12 protein-coding genes are annotated in these 21,917 nt (G+C 51.1%); all 12 read left to right on the plus strand.

Annotated elements, in window-relative coordinates:
• Positions 1-60 precede the first annotated feature (60 nt).
• The 12 genes from MKX98_RS01920 (at position 61) to MKX98_RS01975 (ending at position 21,731) form a co-directional block, all read left to right on the plus strand.
• Entirely contained in the window at positions 61-2,286 is a 2,226-nt protein-coding gene (locus MKX98_RS01920; protein WP_339221111.1) for an AraC family transcriptional regulator, read from the plus strand.
• A gap of 174 nt (positions 2,287-2,460) precedes the next feature.
• Complete coding sequence (locus MKX98_RS01925) at positions 2,461-3,396, plus strand: ABC transporter permease subunit (protein ID WP_113059096.1); 936 nt, start codon at positions 2,461-2,463, stop codon at positions 3,394-3,396.
• A 185-nt stretch (positions 3,397-3,581) separates the two neighbouring features.
• The gene (locus MKX98_RS01930) at positions 3,582-4,448 is read left to right on the plus strand and encodes a carbohydrate ABC transporter permease (protein WP_220687535.1); all 867 of its coding nucleotides are present in this window, start codon (positions 3,582-3,584) and stop codon (positions 4,446-4,448) included.
• 106 nt (positions 4,449-4,554) lie between these two features.
• Positions 4,555-6,099, plus strand: coding sequence for an extracellular solute-binding protein (locus MKX98_RS01935; protein WP_339221114.1), 1,545 nt, complete (start codon positions 4,555-4,557; stop codon positions 6,097-6,099).
• A gap of 43 nt (positions 6,100-6,142) precedes the next feature.
• Positions 6,143-6,331 carry a hypothetical protein gene (locus MKX98_RS01940; RefSeq protein WP_162487547.1) on the plus strand — a complete coding sequence of 63 codons (189 nt, stop codon included), beginning with the start codon at positions 6,143-6,145 and terminating at the stop codon, positions 6,329-6,331.
• A 78-nt stretch (positions 6,332-6,409) separates the two neighbouring features.
• On the plus strand, positions 6,410-9,310 hold the full coding sequence (locus tag MKX98_RS01945; protein ID WP_339221117.1) for a DUF4855 domain-containing protein: 2,901 nt from the start codon (positions 6,410-6,412) through the stop codon (positions 9,308-9,310).
• A gap of 377 nt (positions 9,311-9,687) precedes the next feature.
• Entirely contained in the window at positions 9,688-9,876 is a 189-nt protein-coding gene (locus tag MKX98_RS01950; RefSeq protein ID WP_220686864.1) for a hypothetical protein, read from the plus strand.
• 367 nt (positions 9,877-10,243) lie between these two features.
• Positions 10,244-11,356 (plus strand): BMP family ABC transporter substrate-binding protein, encoded by a 1,113-nt coding sequence (locus MKX98_RS01955; protein WP_216534984.1) that lies wholly within the window; start codon positions 10,244-10,246, stop codon positions 11,354-11,356.
• A gap of 379 nt (positions 11,357-11,735) precedes the next feature.
• A complete protein-coding gene (locus MKX98_RS01960) occupies positions 11,736-13,268 on the plus strand; it encodes an ABC transporter ATP-binding protein (protein ID WP_216534983.1) in 1,533 nt (510 codons plus the stop codon).
• Positions 13,261-14,316 (plus strand): ABC transporter permease, encoded by a 1,056-nt coding sequence (locus tag MKX98_RS01965; protein ID WP_220686863.1) that lies wholly within the window; start codon positions 13,261-13,263, stop codon positions 14,314-14,316. The genes MKX98_RS01960 and MKX98_RS01965 overlap by 8 nt, the downstream gene beginning before the upstream one ends.
• Before the next feature lie 6 nt (positions 14,317-14,322).
• Complete coding sequence (locus tag MKX98_RS01970; RefSeq protein WP_220686862.1) at positions 14,323-15,276, plus strand: ABC transporter permease; 954 nt, start codon at positions 14,323-14,325, stop codon at positions 15,274-15,276.
• Positions 15,277-15,458: 182 nt separating this feature from the next.
• On the plus strand, positions 15,459-21,731 hold the full coding sequence (locus MKX98_RS01975) for a 5'-nucleotidase C-terminal domain-containing protein (protein ID WP_339221122.1): 6,273 nt from the start codon (positions 15,459-15,461) through the stop codon (positions 21,729-21,731).
• The last annotated feature ends 186 nt before the right edge of the window (positions 21,732-21,917 follow it).

The following is a 21,917-nucleotide window of genomic DNA, read 5'->3' on the forward strand; positions in this document are numbered from 1 at the left end:
ATGATAGGACATATTGGTCGTAAGAGAACTCCTAAAGACGAAGGGGGACAGGGGGACATTATGTTCAGATCGACATCCTGGCGCATATTTGTGATAAGCGGCATCTTTTTTGCAATGACCATCATACCGTTCTCGTTGTTTCTGGCCAACCGGTTTTCTCATTTCGCATACTCGCAGATGGGGACGTTTAATCAGGACCGCATCGACGAAATGGCGGAGCGGGTCGAGTACATCCTGGCTAAGTTAAAATGGTACAGCCTGACCATGTACGAAGATCGAACCGTGCAGAATTGGATGTATGCTTCCGCCGACAATCTGCTGCAAAATGCCAGCACAATGAGGGTGTTGACGAAATATCTATCTAATGAACCTTATATTGAAACCGCTTACTTATTTAGCTTCCGTAAACATGAGGTGATCGACTCCAAAGTCGGATTGCTTTCGTTCGAGGAATTTGCCGATCAGCCGATGCTGAAGCGGATTGAGCGTACGCCAGGGACCTTCCTTCGTTATTTTGATCATCAGATAGGAAACGACACGTATTTGGCGCTTCAGCTTCCTTCGGCTCCTGTGCAGAAAAACCGAGACGGGTATCTTGTCGTCCTGTTTGACAAGAAAGAGCTGCAGAAGCATTTGATTTCAGGCGACGGAAGGGCGGATACACTGCTTTCCATTGTGGATGATCGAGGAAGGTTGATTCTGGGGGAACGGGATGAGCATCTCAAGGAGACCGTGGATAGCATCCAGCCGGGACGGAAGGGGGGTTCATTTGAGCTGAGCCGTACGGGAGGGAAAGCATTCGTCAATTATGCGCGGATGGAATCGCCGGAGTGGACCATTATATCTGTCACTGAAATGAAGCAATTCCGCAAAAAGGCCGGGGCGTTCAAAACAGTCATCATCGCTTGCTCGCTCCTGCTGCTCGCGGCGCTGCTTCTGGCCGCCTATTGGAATTCGCGTCGTTTCGTCGGGCCATTTCGCCGGCTGGCGGATCAACTGCAGCGGAAGCTGGGCGTGAAGGGGGAGCACGATTACGGTGTCATTGAGCAGGGCGTCATTATGCTTCGCGATCATTATCCGCTGATCAAGACCGAATATTTGCGGCAATGGCTGCTGCAGGGCAGGCTGAGCGACGGCGCCAGAGCGGCGGTTGCGCGCGAATCATGCCTGCTTGACTATGAGTGGCTTCGGTTGGCTGTGATCAAGATTGATTCCTATTACGAAATATCCGAGCAGTACGATTTTGTCTCTCGCAAGCTGCTCAAGTATGCAATCGGTAATATCGCAGAGGAGCTGCTCGGCACAGCTGAACGGCCGATCGAGGTGGTCGATTTCGGGACCGACCATCTGGTCGTTCTGGTTGGCACGGCCAGTTCCCTCCCTGATCCCGAGTTGACCCAAGAGCTCAAGGAGCTCAGCCGTCAAGTCAGCCGTTACGTCAAGCTGGACGTGACGATCGCCGAAAGCGAAGCGCGGCGCGTACATGACGATTTACGCAAAGTATACGACGATATGAACGAACTGACATTATTCAAGTTTGTCAGCGGTGATGACAAAATCTACGTCGAACAAGACTTTGAACGGTATGCCGATTTACAGTCGCCGATCGACTCCGCCGTGCATGAAAGGTTGATCCAGACGATTCGAAGCGGCAAAGAGGAGAAGGTGCTGGCCATGCTGGACGAGGTGTTCACGCGCCTTAAGACGATGAAATATACCGAGTGTCAATTCCAACTGAAGCTGCTTCTGTTTGCGATCGTCAAGTCGTTCAGCAAAGTGATGTCTATCCAGAGTGTTGAAGGGATTGAGCGCCACTTGAGGCAGTTCGCCACGCTTACTGATGTTCATGGATGGTTGAAGGAAGAAATCGAGCGGATGATCCGGCAGCTTAGCGATCAAAAGGGATTCAATCGCAAGGAAAAGCTGGTGAGGGAAATCATCGAGTACGTCCGCTACCATACCCATGACCCGATGCTGTCGGTAGACGATATCGCTGACCATATCGCTTTGTCGGCCAAATACGTCCGGCAGCTGTTTCACGAACATCATGGCATGCCTCTATCGAATTTCATCTTGAACGAGCGGCTCGGGAAGGTTAAGGAGCTGTTGGAGCAGACCAGCATGCAGGTCACCGAAATTGCAGAGCAGTCCGGTTTTCAGACGAAAAGCCACTTTTTCACTGCATTTAAAAAAGCGACCGGTATGACGCCAAGCCAATACCGCGATAGCAAGGCGAGCGAGCGGATGGAGCGGACGCGGCAGATAGCAGGGAACTCTGCGAATTAGAAAGGTCAACGGGCGATTGAGAACCGGCCAGACCAATAACAACCGGTCGAACGCTTGCGAATCTGCCGCGTGAGAACCAGATCCGGCCAATGAGAACTAGGCAAGCAGCAGCCGTGAATGCTACGATGGCTCCGTTCGAATCCTGCAAGCCGCACAAGAAAGGAGGGACGCTCTTTGGAGCGACGTAGAAGGTTCGGCGGGTCGTTTGTGCGCGAGCTGTCGCGGAACCGGTATTTGTACTTGCTGGCGCTGCCCGGCATTGCGTTTCTGGTCGTATTTGCGTATATGCCCATGGCCGGGCATTTGCTCGCCTTCCAGGATTACCGGCTATCCGATGGAATATGGGGGAGCGAATGGGTCGGATTTAAAAACTTCGAGTTTTTCTTCAATGGGAAAGACTGGCTGCGGGTGACGCTGAATACCGTTTTCCTGAATGCACTGTTTCTCGTAACCGGTCTCGGCAGCGCGGTCGTGCTGGCTATCTTTCTGAACGAAATCCGCAACAGGCTGTTCAAGCGAATCACGCAATCGTTCATTTTTTTACCGTATTTCATTTCTTGGCTTGTTGTCAGCATGATGACGTTGACGCTATTCAGTACATCCGAGGGGCTCATTAACCGCGCGCTTGCCGCCCTTGGCTACGAAGGAGTGGACTGGTATTTGACGCCTGGCGTATGGCCGTATATCTTAACCGTCATTAGCGCCTGGAAGATTGCCGGCTATAATTCCATTATTTTTTTGGCCGTCATTACGGGCATCTCCTCGGAATATTACGAGAGCGCCCGTATAGAAGGCGCGAGCCGGATGCAGCAGATGCTCTACATAACGCTGCCGTTGATGCGGCCGACCGTGATGATATTGGCGCTGCTTGGCATTGGCCGTATTTTCTACGGCGATTTCGGCATGATTTACGCGATCATCGGAGATAACGGCATACTCTTTCCAACGACAGATGTCATCGATACGTATGCGTTTCGTGCGCTGAGGCAGCTGGGGAATTTCAGCATGTCCGCTGCCGTTGTCGTGTACCAGTCCTGCATGGGGCTTGTCACGATTCTGATCTTCAATGCGATCGCGCGCAAGGTGGACGCGGATTCAAGACTATTCTAAAAGGAAGGTTGGGCGAGTTGGCATGAGGCCGGATTCGGGCTTTTCGATCGCTGTTGTTCCCGAATCGTTATGATCGTATAAGCTCGTTAAGCGGATACGATTAGGGAACAAAGGCGACCACTTGCGTTTCTCCAGCTCCGAACCGGCCCTTTGCTTCAGTCCCAGCCAGTTAAGGTGTGATCGAAGTGAGAGAACGGTTGTTTCTTGTTTTGATGTACGCGGTGCTGGGCGCTTTTGCGCTGTTTTGCTTCATTCCGTTCTGGATTGTGTTCATCAACTCGTTCGCCGATGAATCGCTTCTGCAGACGGCGGGGTACCAGTTGCTGCCGAGCAAATTCAGCCTCCATGCGTACAAATTTTTGCTTTCCGGCAAGCAGGTGTTTCTAAGCTACGGCATTACGATTATCGTGACGATCGCCGGCACGGCCCTGGGCGTACTCTTGACAGCTGCCTATGCGTACACGCTAAGCCACCGGAAAGTGAAGTACCGCCATATTTTATCGTTTTTAACCTTTCTGACGATGTTGTTCGGCGCAGGACTTGTCGGCTTTTACATGCTGATCGCCAACTGGCTGCATCTGAAAGACTCGGTTTGGGCGCTCATTTTGCCCTATCTGCTTAATCCGTTCTATGCCTTCATTCTTGTCTCTTACTACCGGACGCTGCCGTATGAATTGAATGAAGCTGCGACTGTGGACGGCGCCAATGATCTCTATATTTTCTTTCGCATCATCTGGCCGATTTCGCTGCCTGTTATTGCCACGGTGAGCCTGTTTTACGCGCTGCAATATTGGAACGACTGGTACTTGTCATTGCTGTTTATCGACAATCACAAAATGCTGCCGCTGCAGATGATGATCCGCCAGCTTATGTCCAATTTGAATGTTATGGCTTATGTGAGCGGGAGCCAGACGCAGTACAACGTCGTCGTGCCGACCTATGGCATGCAGCTGGCGATCGTCTGCGTTACCATCGGCCCGATCGTGTTCGTCTATCCCTTCATCCAGCGCTTCTTTATTAAAGGTTTGACGCTTGGTTCGGTAAAAGGGTAGAGCGGCAAACGTGAAGGCGTTTGGCCGGTTCGAGCTTTCAATCGCTGCAGTTTATGAACCGGCTCATCTGCCTATTTTCTCTATTATTGATTCAGGGGGAATGACTATGAAAAAGCTATTGCCCATCGTGCTCGTGTTGTTGATCGCGCTCATCGCGATTGCAGGTTGTTCGGGCAAGAACGAAGGGGAAGGGAAGACGCCCGGACCGTCGGGTCAAACCGGAGACAGCGCCGGCGGTGACGCCAAACTTGAAGAGGTGACCCTGAAAATCATGATTCCCGGCGATCGACCGCCGGATATGGATCTGGTCATCGCCGAAGCAGAGAAGCGAATGAAGGATACGATCAACGTCAAACTCGACGTCGTCTTCGTACCCTGGTCCGATCTGGCGCAAAAGACACAGGTGACGCTTGCTTCCGGCGAAAACATCGATCTCATCTTCGATGCGCCATGGCTGCATATCAACCAAATGATCGCTAACGGATTCTATGAGCCACTGGACGACCTGTTGGCCCAGTACGGCCAAACGGTGCTCGAGAAACGGCCGAAGCAAATGTGGGATTACAACAAGTACGGCGGCAAAATTATGGCCGTTCCGCTCGGCGTCAGCTACATGTCCGGCAATTCCTACATGGTGCGCAAAGATATTCGCGAGAAGCTCGGCGTACCGCCGATTAAAACCTATGAAGATTTGATCGCTTTCGCCTACAAGGTGAAAGAGCAGGAGAAAGGCATCATCCCGATGACCGCAGGCTCCGGCACTTATACATTTGTCGCTCACCATGCGCTGAACGATTACGAAACCCATGTCAGACCGACCCACGCCCTGGGCAACAGCCTGATGCTCTATTACAAGAACAATGACGGCAAAGTTTACAATCTGCTGGAGGATCGGGAGCCGATCGGAACATGGCTGGCGAACACGCGCAAATGGTTTACTGACGGTCTGATTTTCAAGGACATTTTGACGACAAAAGATTTTCACCAGCCGATCTCGGCAGGCAAAGTGGCGATCGTTACGAACGGCGCATTCGGTATCGGCGATTCCCTCAAGAACACGTTAAAGAACAATGTGCCGGACAGCGAGCTGGAGACGGTCACCTTCTTTAATCCGGAGAAGGGCGCGAACATCACCGACTTCAAACAGTGGAACTTTCTGGCCGTTCCGAAGGTGAGCAAGAACAAGGAACGGGCGATTATGTTCCTGAACTGGGCGAATGAGAAGGAAAACTATGATCTGCTTTCTTACGGAATTGAAGGAAAGCACTGGGAAGCGGTAGGCGACGACAAAATGAAAACCCTGGATACATCCGGCTACTCTGCATTCGGCTATGTTTGGCTGTGGAATCCCGTCGATGAGCGGAGTGATGTGAAGGGCGAGAATGAGGAATTGAACGCTGTGCTTAAGGATGCCGACATGTTTACGACCGATATTTTGGCCGGCTTCGAATTTGACAGTACCCCGGTGCAAAACGAGGTCAGCCAGTACAATACAGTTGATGGGCAATACTACACGGCGCTGTTCAACGGGGTTATCGATCCGGACGAGACATTGAAGAAATTTGAAGCGGAAGCCGGCCCTGCCCTCAAAAAAATTCAGCAGGAACTGCAAAAGCAGATTGATGAGTTCCTGGCGGCAAAGGCGAAGTAGACCAGAATCACCTGAACACGGATAAACCGAAGTTTGCTAATCCATGCCTAAGAATCGCCCGAAGTGCGGAGTGTTTGGCTGCGCTGTACTCCTGCTGTTGCCCACTGGAAACTTCGTGCCGCTGGCGGCACTGGATGCGGCGGTGACGGCTTCCTCTTCTGGAGGAAGCCGATCTTATACGCTTTGCTGCTTGCTTATGGCGGAATTCGCGAAAGGGGGGATTAAAATCTAGCGTTCACCCGGAACAGAAATAAGGGTTTAAAGTTTTGATATTTCTGTACTCGAGAATAAAGAAAAGGAGTTGGCCTTGATGAATTTGAATAAAAAATGGGTATCCGGATTATTAGCAGCCGTATTGCTAATGGCTCCAGTCTCTGCGGTGCAGGCGAAATCGCCTGTTCCGGATGTGACTGTCCTGCAGGCGGCAGGTGCAGACCAGATGGAAGCAGGAAAGGATACAGGTCATCCACAGGTCGAACTAGATCAACTGACGGATGCTGGCGAACCGGCAGCGGAACAGGCACCACAAGCAAAAGACGAAAACCAAGCGGCAGTATCTTCGGCTGTGCAAGAGACGCAATTCCGCAATCTCGCGGCAAACCTTCCGTATGAATGGTCTGAAGCTCCGGAAGCTTCGCATCCCGATGACGGATACAAGCTTACGGACGGAAAATACGGCGCATTGGATATGAACGACCCGGCATGGGTAGGACATCTGCGCGGAAAGGCTCGCGAAGTTGTGTTCGATCTCGGTGAGGAAAAGTCAATTGGAAAGATCACGGCTAATTTCTTTCAAGATTTTCCTACGAATTCGATTCTCGTGCCGCTGTCGGTATCGATGTATGTCTCCGACGATAAGGAAAATTGGGGGCTGCTTTCCCATTACGCTACGCAGCTTCTGTGGGGAGAAGGACCGCCCAGACAGGAGACCTTTGAATGGGATGGCAGCCGGGATGGAATCAAAAGCGGGAATACGGAAGGCAAGCTGGCTTATGCCCGTTATGTGAAGGTGACCTTTTATATGCATCCTACACAGTGGGAATATATTGACGAAATCGAAATTATGGGTATGGACGGCAAGATTGAAGGGGCGGTAAAGGTTCCTGCCGAGCAGCCTCGTTTTTTGGGGCCGGGGGAAGCTACGGCCGGGATCCGGAATCTGAATCTGCTGTATAACGGACAATATGCGAATGGTTTGGGCGATTGGAAGAAGGAACGGATTATCCCTAATATCAGTTATGTAAATAAAGACGGCGAGCCGGTCGATTGGCTTTATGACGGCGTTCTATATCTCGGGATTGCTTCGCCTGCCGGTCGCGATTTCGGTCAGGGACAAACGAACCTGGACGATTGGAAATGGTATTTGGATAAAACATTTGCAGCCACGGGCGATATGCAGCAGTTGAATGAGGCTGCCAAGGAAGTTGGAGCCAAGCTGAAACAGCCCGATCATCAAGTCAAGGTTGTGTTAATGATTCCGAATCCAGGGGAATCCTTAACCGATTTTGGCGACATTGACGGTAGCGGTTCCTTAAATTTCAACGACGCCGTCGTAGGCAAAGAAAAAGCGTCTGAAAACAGAGGAAAAGCGGTGCAGTGGTGGCTGGACCAGACCCGGCAAAGATGGCAGGCTGCCAACTACTCGAATCTTGAGCTTGTCGGCATGTACTGGATGCCGGAACAAATCGATATATCCGAATCGGGACCGGACATCGCTCGCATGGTGTCGGATAAAGTGCACGCCATGAACATGAAGGTTTTCTGGATTCCACACTCCTATGCTTACAAAATGTTTATGTGGAAAGACGTAGGGTTCGATGCCGCGGCGCTTCAGCCTAACTATTTCTTTGGCGGAATGGATTCCGACCGTCTGGACGATGCTACGGATACTGCAAAGCGATACGGAATGGGGAACGAAGTTGAATTTGATGACGGAATGCTGACAGATCCCGTACTTCGTCAGCGTTTTGTCGAATACTTGGACAGCGGCGTCAGATCCGGTCTGATGCAAAATGGCTTCAGAGCTCACTATCAAGGCAATAATGCAGTCTACAACTTAGGGGTAAGCAAGGATCCAAGTTTGCGTTTAATGTATGACTGGCTGTACCAGTATTTGAACGGAACGTACGCCATCGATAGCAGCCCGGCGCCGGAGACGATGGCGGAGGTTGTACAGCGTTATGTCGCATCGAACGATATCAAGCCGGCTTTTGGTAATGATTTGACGTATCGATTGCAGACCATCAAACTTCTTCTGGACGATAACAAGCCGAAGGAAGCCGTGACGTATATGCAGGATTTTCTCGCGCACATTCACGACCCGGCCGTCCAAGCGCAAGGGTTGATTTCGGTCCCGGCCGCAACGGTGCTTGATTCCTACGCCCAAGTTCTCATTCAAACCTGGTCTGACGGAGGGGGACTCAGCAATCTGGTTCTTGGCCAAAGCTATACAATTTCACAGCAGCCTAACAGCAACTATCCCGATTCCGGGAACGAACTTACGGACGGCCGATTCGGCGGGACGGATTACCGCACCGAGCAGTGGCAGGCCCATGCGGGAAGCGATTACCCTGACGAACGAAGCCGCACCATCACATTTGATTTGGGCAGCAACAAATCGATCGGGGCAATTAGAGCCCATTTTCTTCAGGATCAAGGACCTGGCATCTATTTTCCTCAGAACGTCGCTTTTTCCGTTTCATCTGACGGCGAATCCTGGAGCACGCTGGCAACCGTTTCTCCGCCACCGGCACAGGATGCTGCCTCGGCCGAGTTCGTGGGTTGGAGCGGAATAACAGATGGTGTGCCGGGGAAAGCGGGATCCGATAAAGTATACGCCCGCTATGTCAAAGTCGAATTCCCGGTCAACGTCTGGGTCTTCCTGGATGAAATCGAAGTTCTCGGCGTTGACGGCCATGCCGGGGGTGGCACTACAATTGACGGCGCAAGAGCCGTGGTGGATGCCGCTGCGAAGAAATTGACGATTGACGGTCTGGTCGTGAACGGCAGCCAGTCCCAAGTGAATTTGAAAATACTCGATTCGAAAGGGAAGGTTCGCTACGAAGGCCAGACGACCAGTACAGAAACGGGAAGTTTCGAATTCATGATTAAGCTTACCGGCAATTTGAAGGGAACTTGCGACGCCTATCTGTCTATGGATGGAATGTCGGATCCCGTTAAAATTTCATTCGAATACAACAAGAAGGACTGATAAGTTATTCCAGCACGAGCTCAGATTTCGATGGCATCTGGCCTGATTTCCTAGAAGTAGACTTAGGGTGAGGGCATTCCATGACCAAATTCTACCGTGCCACACATTTTGCATAATAACTAATGCTTCAATAAAAAATGCCATGGTCGCAGCGCGAGATTTCCACGTTGTGATCGTGGCTTTTACTTTGAATCGGTATTTCTGAGCGCATGAGGAATATGAGACGCATCTCGATGTTAATGAACACATCTAATATAATGAAGGAGATTAATGTAAACGCATACTTATTCATGGTATAATGCATCTAATAGATTAGGCGATCTTAGTGATTTGGGGTTCTTATAATGCTGTAAATCTGGCTTGGGGGTGTTGCGAAGATGAGAAGGTATAACGTGTGGCGTCCAATTATGCTAATTGCAGTGGCGCTGCTTACGAACAGTTTGGTTACGAATTTGGCGGGTGTATTTGGCATGACGCCGGAGTCGGCAAGCAGTTTGGGTGTAGTCGCCATGATTATTGCCGGCCTAATTACGTATAATCGCATGATGAAGTCCCGTCGTAAATGAATAATCATTCATAGCATTCATCGGAATAATCAGCATGTTTGTAAGCACCTTGCCGAGGTGCTTTCTTTGCATAAAGCGCAGTTATTTTTTTCCTTATGGAAGGGTCTGATCACTTGCACGATTGACTTATCACACCCGCTGTAACTCCCATGTTATCTATAAAAACCGTGATATCAATAGCGTGTTAACTGGGGGTTCCTATATCTACTAGAATTGGAATAAAACATGTCTTAAACGTTTCACCGCGGCACAGATGCAGTTTGACAGATTCACCCAAATTTATGTTGAAAAGGGTCTGTTTTATTAATATATTGTAAATAGCGCGAATCTAGTATTCGGGCATATATACCTAGGAGGGTTATCCTTAATGAAAAAAGGGGTCATATCTTTAATCAGTTTGGCGTTATCTGTCACAATGCTGGCAGGTTGCGGCGACAAACCGGCGTCAGAACCAAGCGGCGGCGCAGGCGGCGACGCACCTAAGGCAAACTTCAAGGTAGGGATGGTTACGGACGCAGGAACCATTGATGACAAGTCGTTTAACCAAGGAACATATGAAGGTATCGTGAAGGCCAACGAGGACTTCAAAATGGAGTATAAATACCTGAAGCCGGCCGGAACTACGGAAGCCGACTATTCAAAAGAGATCGGAAACCTGTATGATGCCGGATTTAAGTTCATTGTAACCCCAGGCTTCAAATTTGAAACAGCCGTGTTTAAAGCACAAGACAAGTATAAAGATGCTAAATTCGTTATTATTGATGGAACGCCTCATTCCGGGGAAGAGGGCGCAACACCGGTAGTTAAGGAAAATACCGTATCCATCTTCTTCGCTGAGCAAGAGTCCGGATTCCTGGCTGGCGTAGCGACTGCGCTTCATGTGAAGGATGGACAAGCTGGGTTTATCGGCGGCATGGAAATCCCTCCTGTACAGAAGTTCAACTGGGGCTTCCAGCAGGGTGTAGCTTATGCCAACGAGAATCTCGGAACGAAACTGGTAATTAACAAAGAGAACGTTGTCTACCAAGGATCTTTTGACGATGTTGCAGCAGGCAGCCAATTGGCGGCTCAAATGTATGACCGCGGCGTAAACGTGATCTTCGCAGCAGCAGGCGGCGTGGGCGTTGGTGCGATTAACGAAGCGAAGACCCGCGTACAGAACGGATCTGAAGTATGGATCGTTGGCGTAGACGTTGACCAGTATCAAGATGGCGTTTATGAAGGCGACAAATCCGTTGTCCTGACTTCGGCCGTGAAGAAAATCGACCATGCGGCTTACGATATGATCAAAGCTGAAATGGAAGGTAAATTCCCAGGCGGACAGACACTTACGCTGGATGCAACTAATGACGGCGTCGGTCTTCCTGAGAAGAACCCGAACCTGAGCGATGACGTTCTTAAGCAAGTGGACGAAGTGTTTGGCAAAATCAAAGCCGGCGAAATTAAAGTAGCCGCTGAGCAAGGCGATTTGATTAAGTAATCCAAGATACCAAGGTCATCTACGACGTGGATAGACTTACTTGAAAAGCTGCGATACCGCATGAAAAAAAGACGGATTCCCTCCGTCTTTTTTTAAGGTATTTCAGTGAAGCGTAAGCAATTCTGTAATCGCATGTATATGTTTTGGGGCCCCCGCAAAGGATTTGGAACAAGCATCGAAGCATAGGCTCCACTTTGTGGAGCTATTTTAGGTATCAGACCGTATCATCGGCGCAAGCGATTGCATTCTGATATTGAATGTGGAATTCGATCTATGTAACTGCGTTCTGGCTGTTTGGAAGTGAGTCGATCCGCGTTTTTTTAAAACAATTTATGCATAGGAAGATATTCAACACAAAAGAAGGAGAGGACCCAAAACCATGGACTATGTTGTCGAGATGGTGGGCATCCGCAAGGAATTTCCCGGGATCGTAGCCAATGACGATATTACGATTCGGCTGAAGAAGGGCGAGATTCATGCGCTGCTCGGTGAGAACGGGGCGGGCAAGTCCACCCTGATGAGTATCCTGTTTGGTATGTATCAGCCTGACCGTGGCGTAATCAAAGTCAACGGCAAGGACGTGCGGATCTCGAATCCGAATGTCGCGAACAAACTCGGAATCGGGATGGTGCATCAGCATTTTAAATTGGTCGAGCCGTTTACCGTGACCGAGAATATTATTCTGGGCAGCGAGACGCGCAAGTACTTCTTCGGCTTGGATGTGAGATCGGCTGCCAAACGGGTTGAGGAACTGTCCAAGCGATACGGCCTCAATGTAGACCCTTATGCCAAAATCGAGGATATCTCGGTCGGGATGCAGCAGAGAGTGGAAATTCTCAAAATGCTGTACCGCGACGCGGAAGTGCTCATATTCGACGAGCCGACCGCAGTGTTGACCCCTCAGGAGATCGAAGATTTGCAGGGCATTATGAAAAACCTGGTCAATGAAGGCAAATCGATCATTCTGATCACCCATAAATTGAAAGAAATTAAAGCGGTTGCTGACCGCTGCACCGTCATCCGCCGAGGCAAGACAATCGGCACCGTTGAAGTGGCAGACACGAGCCGCGAGGCAATGGCCGAAATGATGGTGGGCCGCAGCGTCTCCTTTAAGGTGGACAAGCAGGAGAGTAGCCCGGGCAAGACCGTTCTCGAGATTAAATCGCTTACGGTAAAGAACAGCAAGAAAGTCGATGCGCTCAAAGGCTTTAGTCTGGACCTGCATGCCGGGGAGATTGTGGGTATTGCAGGCGTGGATGGTAACGGTCAATCGGAACTGATCGAAGCCATTACCGGACTTCGCGAGGCCGAGAGCGGAACGGTGAGCTTGAATGGTAAAACGCTCAACGGTCTTTCTGTCCGTCAACGGAATGAAAGCGGAATCGGCCACATTCCGGAGGACCGTCAAAAGAGGGGACTCGTGCTGGACTATACCATTGAAGAGAATTTGATCCTCGAGGTGTACAACCGCCCACCGTATTCCAAGAACGGGCTGCTGCAGCCAGCAGCGATCCGCAAGCATGCGGAGCATATCATTCAGAGCTTTGATGTGCGTTCCGGAACGGGCGGCCGGTCGATCGTGCGTTCGATGTCCGGAGGTAACCAGCAAAAAGCGATCATCGGCCGTGAGGTAGAGCGCGATCCGGATCTGCTTATTGCCGTTCAGCCGACCCGGGGCCTTGACGTAGGCTCGATTGAATATATTCACCGTCGTCTGATCGAACAGCGGGACAAGGGAAAAGCCGTTCTACTGGTTTCCCTGGAGCTTGATGAAGTGCTGAATTTGTCGGACCGCATTGCCGTTATTAATAACGGTGAACTGGTAGGTATCGTTAAAACCTCCGAAACGAACGAAAGAGAGCTCGGACTAATGATGGCCGGGTATCAAAAAGAGGAGGCACCACATGAATAACAGCGTAAAATCGTTGCTTGCCGTCCTGTTCGGACTCATTGCGGGGGCACTGCTTATGGCGCTGACCGGACATAATCCGGTAGAAGGGTATAAGTATCTCATCCAGGGTGGACTCAAGAACCCGGAGCGGATCGGAAATACGCTGGCGACGGCGACTCCGCTTATTTTGACTGGTTTGTCTGTGGCCTTTGCCTTCCGTACCGGACTGTTTAATATCGGTGCTGCAGGCCAGATGCTGTTCGGTGGCTTTTGTGCGACGGCTGTCGGCCTTTCGCTGGACCTGCCGCGGGCTCTGCTCCTGTTGGTTATGGTACTGGTCGGGTTTATCGGCGGTGCGCTATGGGCGGTTGTCCCAGGGTTCCTGAAGGCTAAATATAACGTACATGAGGTCGTATCCACGATCATGATGAACTGGACCGCCTACTGGACCGTTTATTATGTCATTCCGGGTTACTTCAAAGGGGCGAGTCTGGAGACGGAATCGCGTCAGCTTCCGCCTGAAGCCATGCTGCATCAGCAGTGGCTCAGCGATATGTTCCAAGGCTCCTATGTCAATCTGGGCTTTTTTATCGCGGTCATTGCTGTTCTGGTCGTCGCTTTCCTTATTAACAAAACAACGCTTGGATACGAATTGAAGGCGGTCGGATTCAACCGTCACGCTTCCGAATATGCGGGTATCGCTGTCAAACGCAGCATCGTGCTGTCCATGTTTATCTCCGGCGGTCTCGCGGGCCTCGCGGGAGTTGCACAGTATGCGGGAAATGCCTCCAGCATGCAGATCGGCATTCTGCCGAGCCAGGGATTTGACGGGATTGCCGTAGCTCTGCTCGGAATCAACGCACCTATCGGTGTTTTCGTGTCGGCCTTGTTCTTCGGGATTCTTTACTCGGGCAGAGGGTTTATGAATGCCATGACGGAGATTCCGCCGGAAATCGCCGATTCGATTATCGCCATCATTATTTATTTTGCGGCAACCAGCATCTTGATCGAACGACTATACCGTAAATTGAAGCTGCGTCGCGCGGCTAATAAAAAGCAGGGGGAGTAAGGACATATGTGGACAACGATTGAACAGATTTTTCCGTATGCCATCGCTTACACGATCCCGCTTTTGATTACCGCCCTGGGCGCGTTGTTCAGTGAACGAAGCGGGGTCGTCAATATCGGCCTTGACGGCTTGATGATTGTCGGTTCTTTCATCGGAGCCTTTGTCATATTCAAAATGCAGGCCCAATGGCCCGGCCAATCGTGGGTATTATGGGTAGGACTATTAGCAGCAGCGGCAGCGAGTGCGCTATTCTCGCTATTGCATGCTTTTGCCAGCATTAACCTCAGTGCCAACCAGATTATAAGCGGTACGGCGATCAATATGATCGCGGGTGCCCTGACGATATTCCTTGCCCGTAACATTACAGGTAGCGGCAAGATCAGCATCACGAATGGTTTTGCACCGTTTGATTTTCCGGGTCTGTCCAAGATTCCGATCATCGGGGATTTATTCTTCACCAAAACCTATGCCACGACATGGCTTGTCCTGATTTTGCTATTGGTAAGTGCATTTGTGCTGTACAGAACACCGTTCGGTCTACGACTCCGGTCCTGCGGCGAGCATCCGCACGCGGCTGAAGCAGCAGGTATTAAGGTACAGTCCATGCGGTATGTCGGCGTCATGATCTCGGGTGCTTTTTCCGGACTCGGGGGAGCTGTCATTTTGTTGACGTATTCCGGCGAATTTACGGGGAACGTGGCAGGACTCGGGTTCCTGGCTCTGGCATCCTTGATCTTCGGACAATGGAAGCCGCTCGGCATCCTGCTGGCCACCTTGTTCTTCGGATTTGCCACGACGGTAGCCAACGTATCACAGGTCATTCCGTCTTTGGCGGTAATCCCGCCGGTCATTCTCAAGATTTTCCCTTATGTTGTCACACTGATCGCACTCGTGATTTTCTCCAAATCCTCGAATGCGCCGAAAGCCGTAGGGGAGCCGTTCGATTCAGGTAAACGGTAACGTATTGCGCAAGTCGATGTAAGCCAAATAGAACCTCTGATATGCCTATCCAGCTTTGGGTTTAGGTCTATCGGAGGTTTTTTTACATCCAGCATACTTTAGGTTAGAACTCCCAAAACATATCTGGTATATATAGTAAATAAGGTGAGAAAATTTAATAGAATAGAGGAGTGAAAACCTGAATGCGCATTCGATTACATCGGTGCCAAAGGCCGTTAAGCATGCTTCTGGCAATCGTGATGCTTCTGAGTATCATCGTTCCTTTCAACCCTGTGAAGGTGGCGGAGGCTTCCCCCCGGCATGACCAGGTTGTGATCAGCCAGGTGTACGGTGGAGGCGGGAATAGCGGGGCCACGTATACGCATGATTTTATCGAATTGTTCAATCCGACCGGCAGTCCGATCGACTTGACAGGCTGGAAGGTACGTTATGCAAGCGCAACAGGCACTTTTAACGGCACGACCTCTTTAACTGGTATTATAGAGCCTTATGCATATTATTTAATCCAACAACAGAGTAGTGGCTCGGTAGGTGGTTCTTTGCCGACAGCTGATGCTGCAGGATCATTGAACCTTAGCGGCTCTAACGGCAAGGTGGATCTGGTAAACGCCGCAGGCGATCGTATTGACCTCGTTGGCTATGGATCGGCCTCAGAATCTGAGACGAGCCCGACAGCAGCTTTATCCAACAGCACGGCTGCGATCCGCAAGGAATTGACCGTTGGTCAGAATGATCGCGGCCTCGACACGGATAACAATGTCGCTGATTTTACCGTTACCAAGCCGGAGCCCCGGAACAGCTCGAGCCCGAAGACACCGGTCACTCCTAGTACGGGTTTAGGGCCAGTAACCGCCAATCCGGAGCCTAATGCCTGGCCAGCAGGAACGGAGATCATGTTGAAACCGCCTACGGTGGGCGCTTCCGTTTATGCGGATGTGTATCTGTCCAGTGGAAATTCGGGATATCAGCTCGTGAATGGCCCGATCGAGATTAACGAGCCTACGCGGGTGGATGCCTATGCAGTCCAGGATGGTTTACCGGATGGACCGGTCTCCTCGTTCCAATATGATATTTTAACGCAAACGTCCGTCGCTGAAGCCCGCAGCAAGGCAAAAGGCGAGCATGTGTGGACGGAAGGCATTATTACCCATATCGAAGGCAGAGAAACCTACATTCAAGATGATTCGGCCGGTATCGTACTCTATGACTACCCTCTTAACGCCAGTGTTGGCGACCGGGTGAGTGTGGCCGGCGTGATGGAGATTTACAACAATCTTCAGGAGATCAAACCGCATGCCTTGCTGCCGCATGATGTAACGGGCGCAAATGCAGGAGTGCCGCAGGCTCTTCAAATCACCGGAGCTGATCTATCTGCAGCTTCGGGAGAGACTTATGAAGCGCGACTTGTCTACCTGGACGATGTCACCATCAAGTCCGAAAACAGATCTGGGGAATATACGGCCGAGCAAGGCGGTCATGAATTCATCATCTATTCCGGATTGTCCAAGCTGAAGACGGTGAAGACCTTCAGCCGCGTCACGGGTGTGGTGAAGCAGTTCGGCAACATCTATGAGCTGATTCCTTTAGGCGAGAATGCCTTAATCGAGGACATGTTCTCCGTGATCGCAAGTCCGGGTGCCGGACCAATTATTACCGGTGGAACGGTAACGCTGTCCAGCCCTACACAAGGGGCGAGTATTTATTATACACTCGACGGTTCGGTTCCAACGCAATCAAGCACATTGTATAGCTCGCCGATTCAGATTGACCAAGATACGACCATTAAGGCGATCGTCGTCTCGGGTAAAGAAGTAAGCAAGGTATACGAATTTGCTTACAAGGCGACACAGCAGCCGCGTATCGCGGATATCCAAGGCGAGGACCATACTTCGCCGTATACCGGACAGACGGTAACCGATATTGAAGGCGTTGTAACCCAATACGGTTACACGTTCTCTAACGGCAATATCAAGGGATTCTATATCCAGGATCCGAAGCCGGATTCCAACCCAGATACCTCGGATGCGATTTTTGTGTATTCCACGGATCCAAACCGGCCTCAAATCGGAGATCTGGTGAGTGTAACCGGAAAAGTGGCCGAGTTTAATGAGGGAAGCTCCAGTAACCTGACCTCCACTCAAATCGAGCTGCAATCCATCAAGAATCTGGGTCAGGGTCAACAACTGCCGGACCCTGTTACCTTAGGTAAAGGCGGACGACCGATTCCGGCTGCCATTATCGATAACGACGGCATGACCACGTTCGATCCGGACGAAGATGCCATCGACTTCTATGAGTCCCTGGAGGGCATGCTGGTCAGACTTCCGCAGCCAACGATCATTAGTCCGTATTGGACAAGCGGTGGTACCTACAACATTGCGACTCGTGTCGAGAACGATATCGCGGATGTCATTACGCCAGCCGGCGGGCTGGTTCTGAAAGAGAACGGCAATTTCAATCCGCAGCGTCTCCTGATTGCTTACAGCAATCCGGGACAAGAAGTGGGCACCGGCGATACATTTGCCGATGATGTGATCGGCGTAATCGGTTATAACAGTGGCAATTTCAAGGTGATTCCGGCTAAAGGCGAATTGCCTGCAATCCACAGCAGCTCTTTTAAACAAGAGGTATCCACGATCGACGTGAAAGACGAACAGCTCAGAGTAGCGACGTATAATATCGAAAATTTCAATCCGGGCGTAAGTTCCGCCAAAATCAACAAGCTGGCGGAGTCAATCGTAAACAACATCAAGTCTCCGGATATTATTGGTCTTGTCGAAGTACAGGATAACAACGGGGAGCAGAACAACGGAACTACCGCGGCAGATCAAAGCTACCAGACCTTGATTAACGCCATCAAGGCAGCCGGCGGACCAACCTACAGCTTTACCGATATCGATCCGGTGAATAATAATGACGGGGGAGCGCCGGGAGCGAACATTCGGGTCGGATTCCTCTATAACACCGATCGTGTCCAGTTATCGGACAGTGTAAACGGCAAGAAGGGATCACCGATTGAATCGGTGGCGTATGACGCGGCAAAGAATCAGCTGACTATGAATCCGGGCCGAATCGAACCGCTGAACCCTGCATTCAACGCATCGCGTAAACCTCTGGCCGCGCAGTTCGAATTCCAAGGGGAAAAAGTGATTGTCATTGCGAATCATTTTAACTCGAAATCCGGAGACCAAGGACCTTTCGGCAATACCCAGCCGCCGGTTCTCTCCAGCGAAACGCAGCGCCATCAGATTGCAGCGGTTGTGAACAGATTCGTGAAAAGCGTTGTGTCTGCTAACCCTGACGCTAACGTCGTTGTTCTGGGAGATTTGAATGATTTCCAATTTACCGAGACGGCGAACATTTTGAAAGGCAACGAATTGGACAATCTGATCGATACGCTTCCGCTCAAGGAGCAGTACACATACACGTATGACGGAAACTCGCAGGTGCTGGACCATATTCTCGTCAGCAAGAACCTGACCCGTTCTACGCAAGTCGACATCGTGCATCTGAACGCCGATTTCCCGGCCTCCAAGGGCCGCGTATCGGATCATGATCCGATCGTCGCGCAGATCGATCTGAAGGAAGAAGCCGTGGACGGCTTCCCGCTGACCATTTTGCATACCAATGACACGCATGCCAATCTGGATACCGTAAGCTCGCCGGATAACATTGCACGACGGGTTACGGCAATCAAGGAAGCCAAAGCGAATGCGGTCAACCCTCTGCTCGTGGATGCAGGGGACGTATTCTCCGGCACGCTGTATTTTAATCAATATTTGGGACTCGCCGATCTGGAGTTCATGAATTTGGTTCAATATGATGCCATGACCTTCGGTAACCATGAGTTCGATAAAGGATCCGAGGTGCTGAACGATTTCATCGAGCATGCGGAATTCCCGTTTGTTTCCTCGAACGTGAATTTTTCGGCCGATGCTTTATTGACTCAGAAATTCAAGAATGAAGTGACCCGGGATGCCAAGGATGCAACCATCTACCCGGCCATCATCATGGAGGTAGACGGGGAGCAGGTTGGCCTCATTGGACTTACAACCGAAGACACGGCCAACATCGCTTCGCCTGGTGACGTAATTTTTGAGAATGCGGTGCAAAAGGCAAAAGACACCGTAGCGATGCTGCAGCAGGAAGGCATCAACAAAATCGTTGTACTGTCGCATCTTGGTTATGACGTGGATGTCAACCTTGCGAAGGAAGTCGAGGGCATCGACATCATCGTGGGCGGTCACAGTCATACCAAGCTGGATGAGGCGGTTGTGGACCACTCGGACAGCGAACCGAAGCTGATCGTGCAGACGGGTGAAAAAGGTCAATTCTTAGGTCAGCTTGAGGTCGTATTTGACGACGAGGGTGTCCTGCAGGAGTGGAACAGTAACCTCATTTCGGTTGACGAGAAAGATAGCGCTGGTCAATACGTGGTAAAGCCGGATCAAGAGGCGCTGCAAATTCTGAATACCAAATATAAGCCGGGTGTGGAGCAGTTAAAACAAACGGAGGTTGGTACGACGGAAGTGAAGCTGAACGGCGTTCGCGCCGATGTCCGCACGAAGGAAACGAATCTCGGCAATCTGATTGCCGATGGCATGCTGGATGCGGCGCAAGCCGCCGGAACGAACGCGGTCATCGCCCTGCAGAACGGCGGAGGCATTCGCGAATCTATTGAAGCAGGTAAAATCACGATGGGTGACGTCATGACGGTGCTTCCGTTTAACAATGATCTCGTTACGATCACGCTGACGGGCGCCGAGATTAAAGAAGCCATGGAGAACGGGGTTTCCAAGATGCCTGCTGCGGATGGCCGCTTCCCGCATATCGCGGGTATGAAGTTCTATTATGATTCGACCAAACCGGTTGGATCACGTGTCCTTCGCATCGAGGTGAAAGGCAAGAACGGATATGAGCCGATCGACATGAATAAATCGTATGAGGTGGCGACAAACGCATTTACCGCTAAGGGCGGCGACTTTTATGCATCGCTCGAGAAGGCTTATCTGGAAGGTCGCGTGAATCTGCTTTACAAGCCTGATTATGAAGTATTCTCGAATTACGTGAAAAAAGTAGGTACCATCACGGCCAAGACCTCCGCCGTCGAAGGACGGATTACGGACTTGAAGGGAGCGCCGCTTCCGGGAGGACCTAATCCAGGAGGGCCGGGAGAGCCTGGACCGGGGAACCCTGGGAACCCGGGCACGCCTGGGACTCCAGGGCCGACGACGCCACCCGTGAATCCTTCCAACCCTGGCACGACGCCACCGGCGGAACCAGGCAAGATCAAGGTTCCGGTTAAAGTGGAGAACGGCGCGGCTGCAGGCAGCGTGACTGGAGCGGTTATGAAGGAAGCCTTGAAACAGTCTTCGGGCGGAAAAGTCACCGCAGAGGTAACAAGCACACAGCCAATCGTGTCTGCTTCCGTTACCATCGAGAATGAAGCGCTCCGGGCATGGCTTGATCAAACAAACGCACAAGTACTGGTTGTAGTGACTCCTTACGGAAGCTATGAGCTTCCGAAAACGGAGATCAATCTCAAAGCTCTAGCTGCACAAACTGGCTCGGACATTAGCGGACTTCAATTGGTCATTCAACTTGCTGTAGATGCGGATGCCCTTAAATCAGCGGCGTCCAAAGGATATAATGCAATACAAGCTGTGAGCTATACCGTGACGGTGAAGTCCGGTAATGGCAAGACTGCCACGTTGGAAGCATTCCAATCGTATGTAAAGCGGTCTCTGAATGTCGACAAGTCGCATGCGTTGACTGATATCGCGGTCGTTCGGGTGGACGGAAACGGGATATACACGCCGATTCCATTTAAGGTGAATGGTCAACGAATCGATATCTACAGCCGCACGAACAGCACATACCTGGTGTTGCAGAACCCGGTAACGTTCCAGGACATCGCGTCGCATTGGTCGAAGGACAGCGTTGAATCGCTTGCGGCCAAAATGATCGTGACCGGGCGCACGGAGCAGACCTTTGTTCCGAACGCTTCGGTCACCCGGGCCGAGTTCGCAGCGCTTGTCGTCCGGGCACTGGGACTTTCACTTTCTGCAGACGCTGCGTCAGGCAGCTTCCAGGATGTGGCTTCATCCGACTGGTACGCCGGAGCAATCCAGGCAGCCGTCAATGCCGATATCATTAACGGCTACACGGACGGCACCTTTAAGCCGAACCGGACGATCACGCGCGAAGAGATGGCCGTGATGGCCTACAACGCGCTGGCGTATGCCGGATACAACCCAGTCGACGCGGCAAAAGCCCATTTTGCCGATGCGTCCTCGATCGGCGCTTGGTCTCAGGCAGCGGTATATGAATTGACGGGTCTTGATATTCTGAACGGAGATCCGAAGCAGCGCTTCAATCCTAAATCGAATGCCACCCGAGGCGAAAGCGCCGCAGTGCTCCATCGTTTGATGCAGGATTTGACGTATGTAAAATAAACATGTTGTACAGCGGCTGGAAGGGTTAATGGATTTGCATTTTGTGATATACGATGGGGGCCAACAGCAAATCTGCTGAAGAACACTCCAATCGATCAAAAAGCTGAAAATATAGAAATGGCGGTGCTAAGGATGCGATCCTTGCACCGCTTCTTTCGTAAATGGGTCGCACATCCATTTTGTGAA

It is taken from the genome of Paenibacillus sp. FSL W7-1332 (assembly GCF_037969785.1).
Taxonomy (GTDB): Bacteria; Bacillota; Bacilli; order Paenibacillales; family Paenibacillaceae; genus Paenibacillus_AQ.

What these genes read in the sequence shown, in the direction of transcription:
- MKX98_RS01920 (WP_339221111.1), top strand. Translation starts at nt 61, where the DNA reads ATGTTCAGATCGACATCCTGGCGCATATTTGTGATAAGCGGCATCTTT.
- MKX98_RS01955 (WP_216534984.1), top strand. Translation starts at nt 10,244, where the DNA reads ATGAAAAAAGGGGTCATATCTTTAATCAGTTTGGCGTTATCTGTCACA.
- MKX98_RS01970 (WP_220686862.1), top strand. Translation starts at nt 14,323, where the DNA reads ATGTGGACAACGATTGAACAGATTTTTCCGTATGCCATCGCTTACACG.
- MKX98_RS01960 (WP_216534983.1), top strand. Translation starts at nt 11,736, where the DNA reads ATGGACTATGTTGTCGAGATGGTGGGCATCCGCAAGGAATTTCCCGGG.
- MKX98_RS01940 (WP_162487547.1), top strand. Translation starts at nt 6,143, where the DNA reads ATGCCTAAGAATCGCCCGAAGTGCGGAGTGTTTGGCTGCGCTGTACTC.
- MKX98_RS01965 (WP_220686863.1), top strand. Translation starts at nt 13,261, where the DNA reads ATGAATAACAGCGTAAAATCGTTGCTTGCCGTCCTGTTCGGACTCATT.
- MKX98_RS01950 (WP_220686864.1), top strand. Translation starts at nt 9,688, where the DNA reads ATGAGAAGGTATAACGTGTGGCGTCCAATTATGCTAATTGCAGTGGCG.
- MKX98_RS01975 (WP_339221122.1), top strand. Translation starts at nt 15,459, where the DNA reads ATGCGCATTCGATTACATCGGTGCCAAAGGCCGTTAAGCATGCTTCTG.
- MKX98_RS01935 (WP_339221114.1), top strand. Translation starts at nt 4,555, where the DNA reads ATGAAAAAGCTATTGCCCATCGTGCTCGTGTTGTTGATCGCGCTCATC.
- MKX98_RS01945 (WP_339221117.1), top strand. Translation starts at nt 6,410, where the DNA reads ATGAATTTGAATAAAAAATGGGTATCCGGATTATTAGCAGCCGTATTG.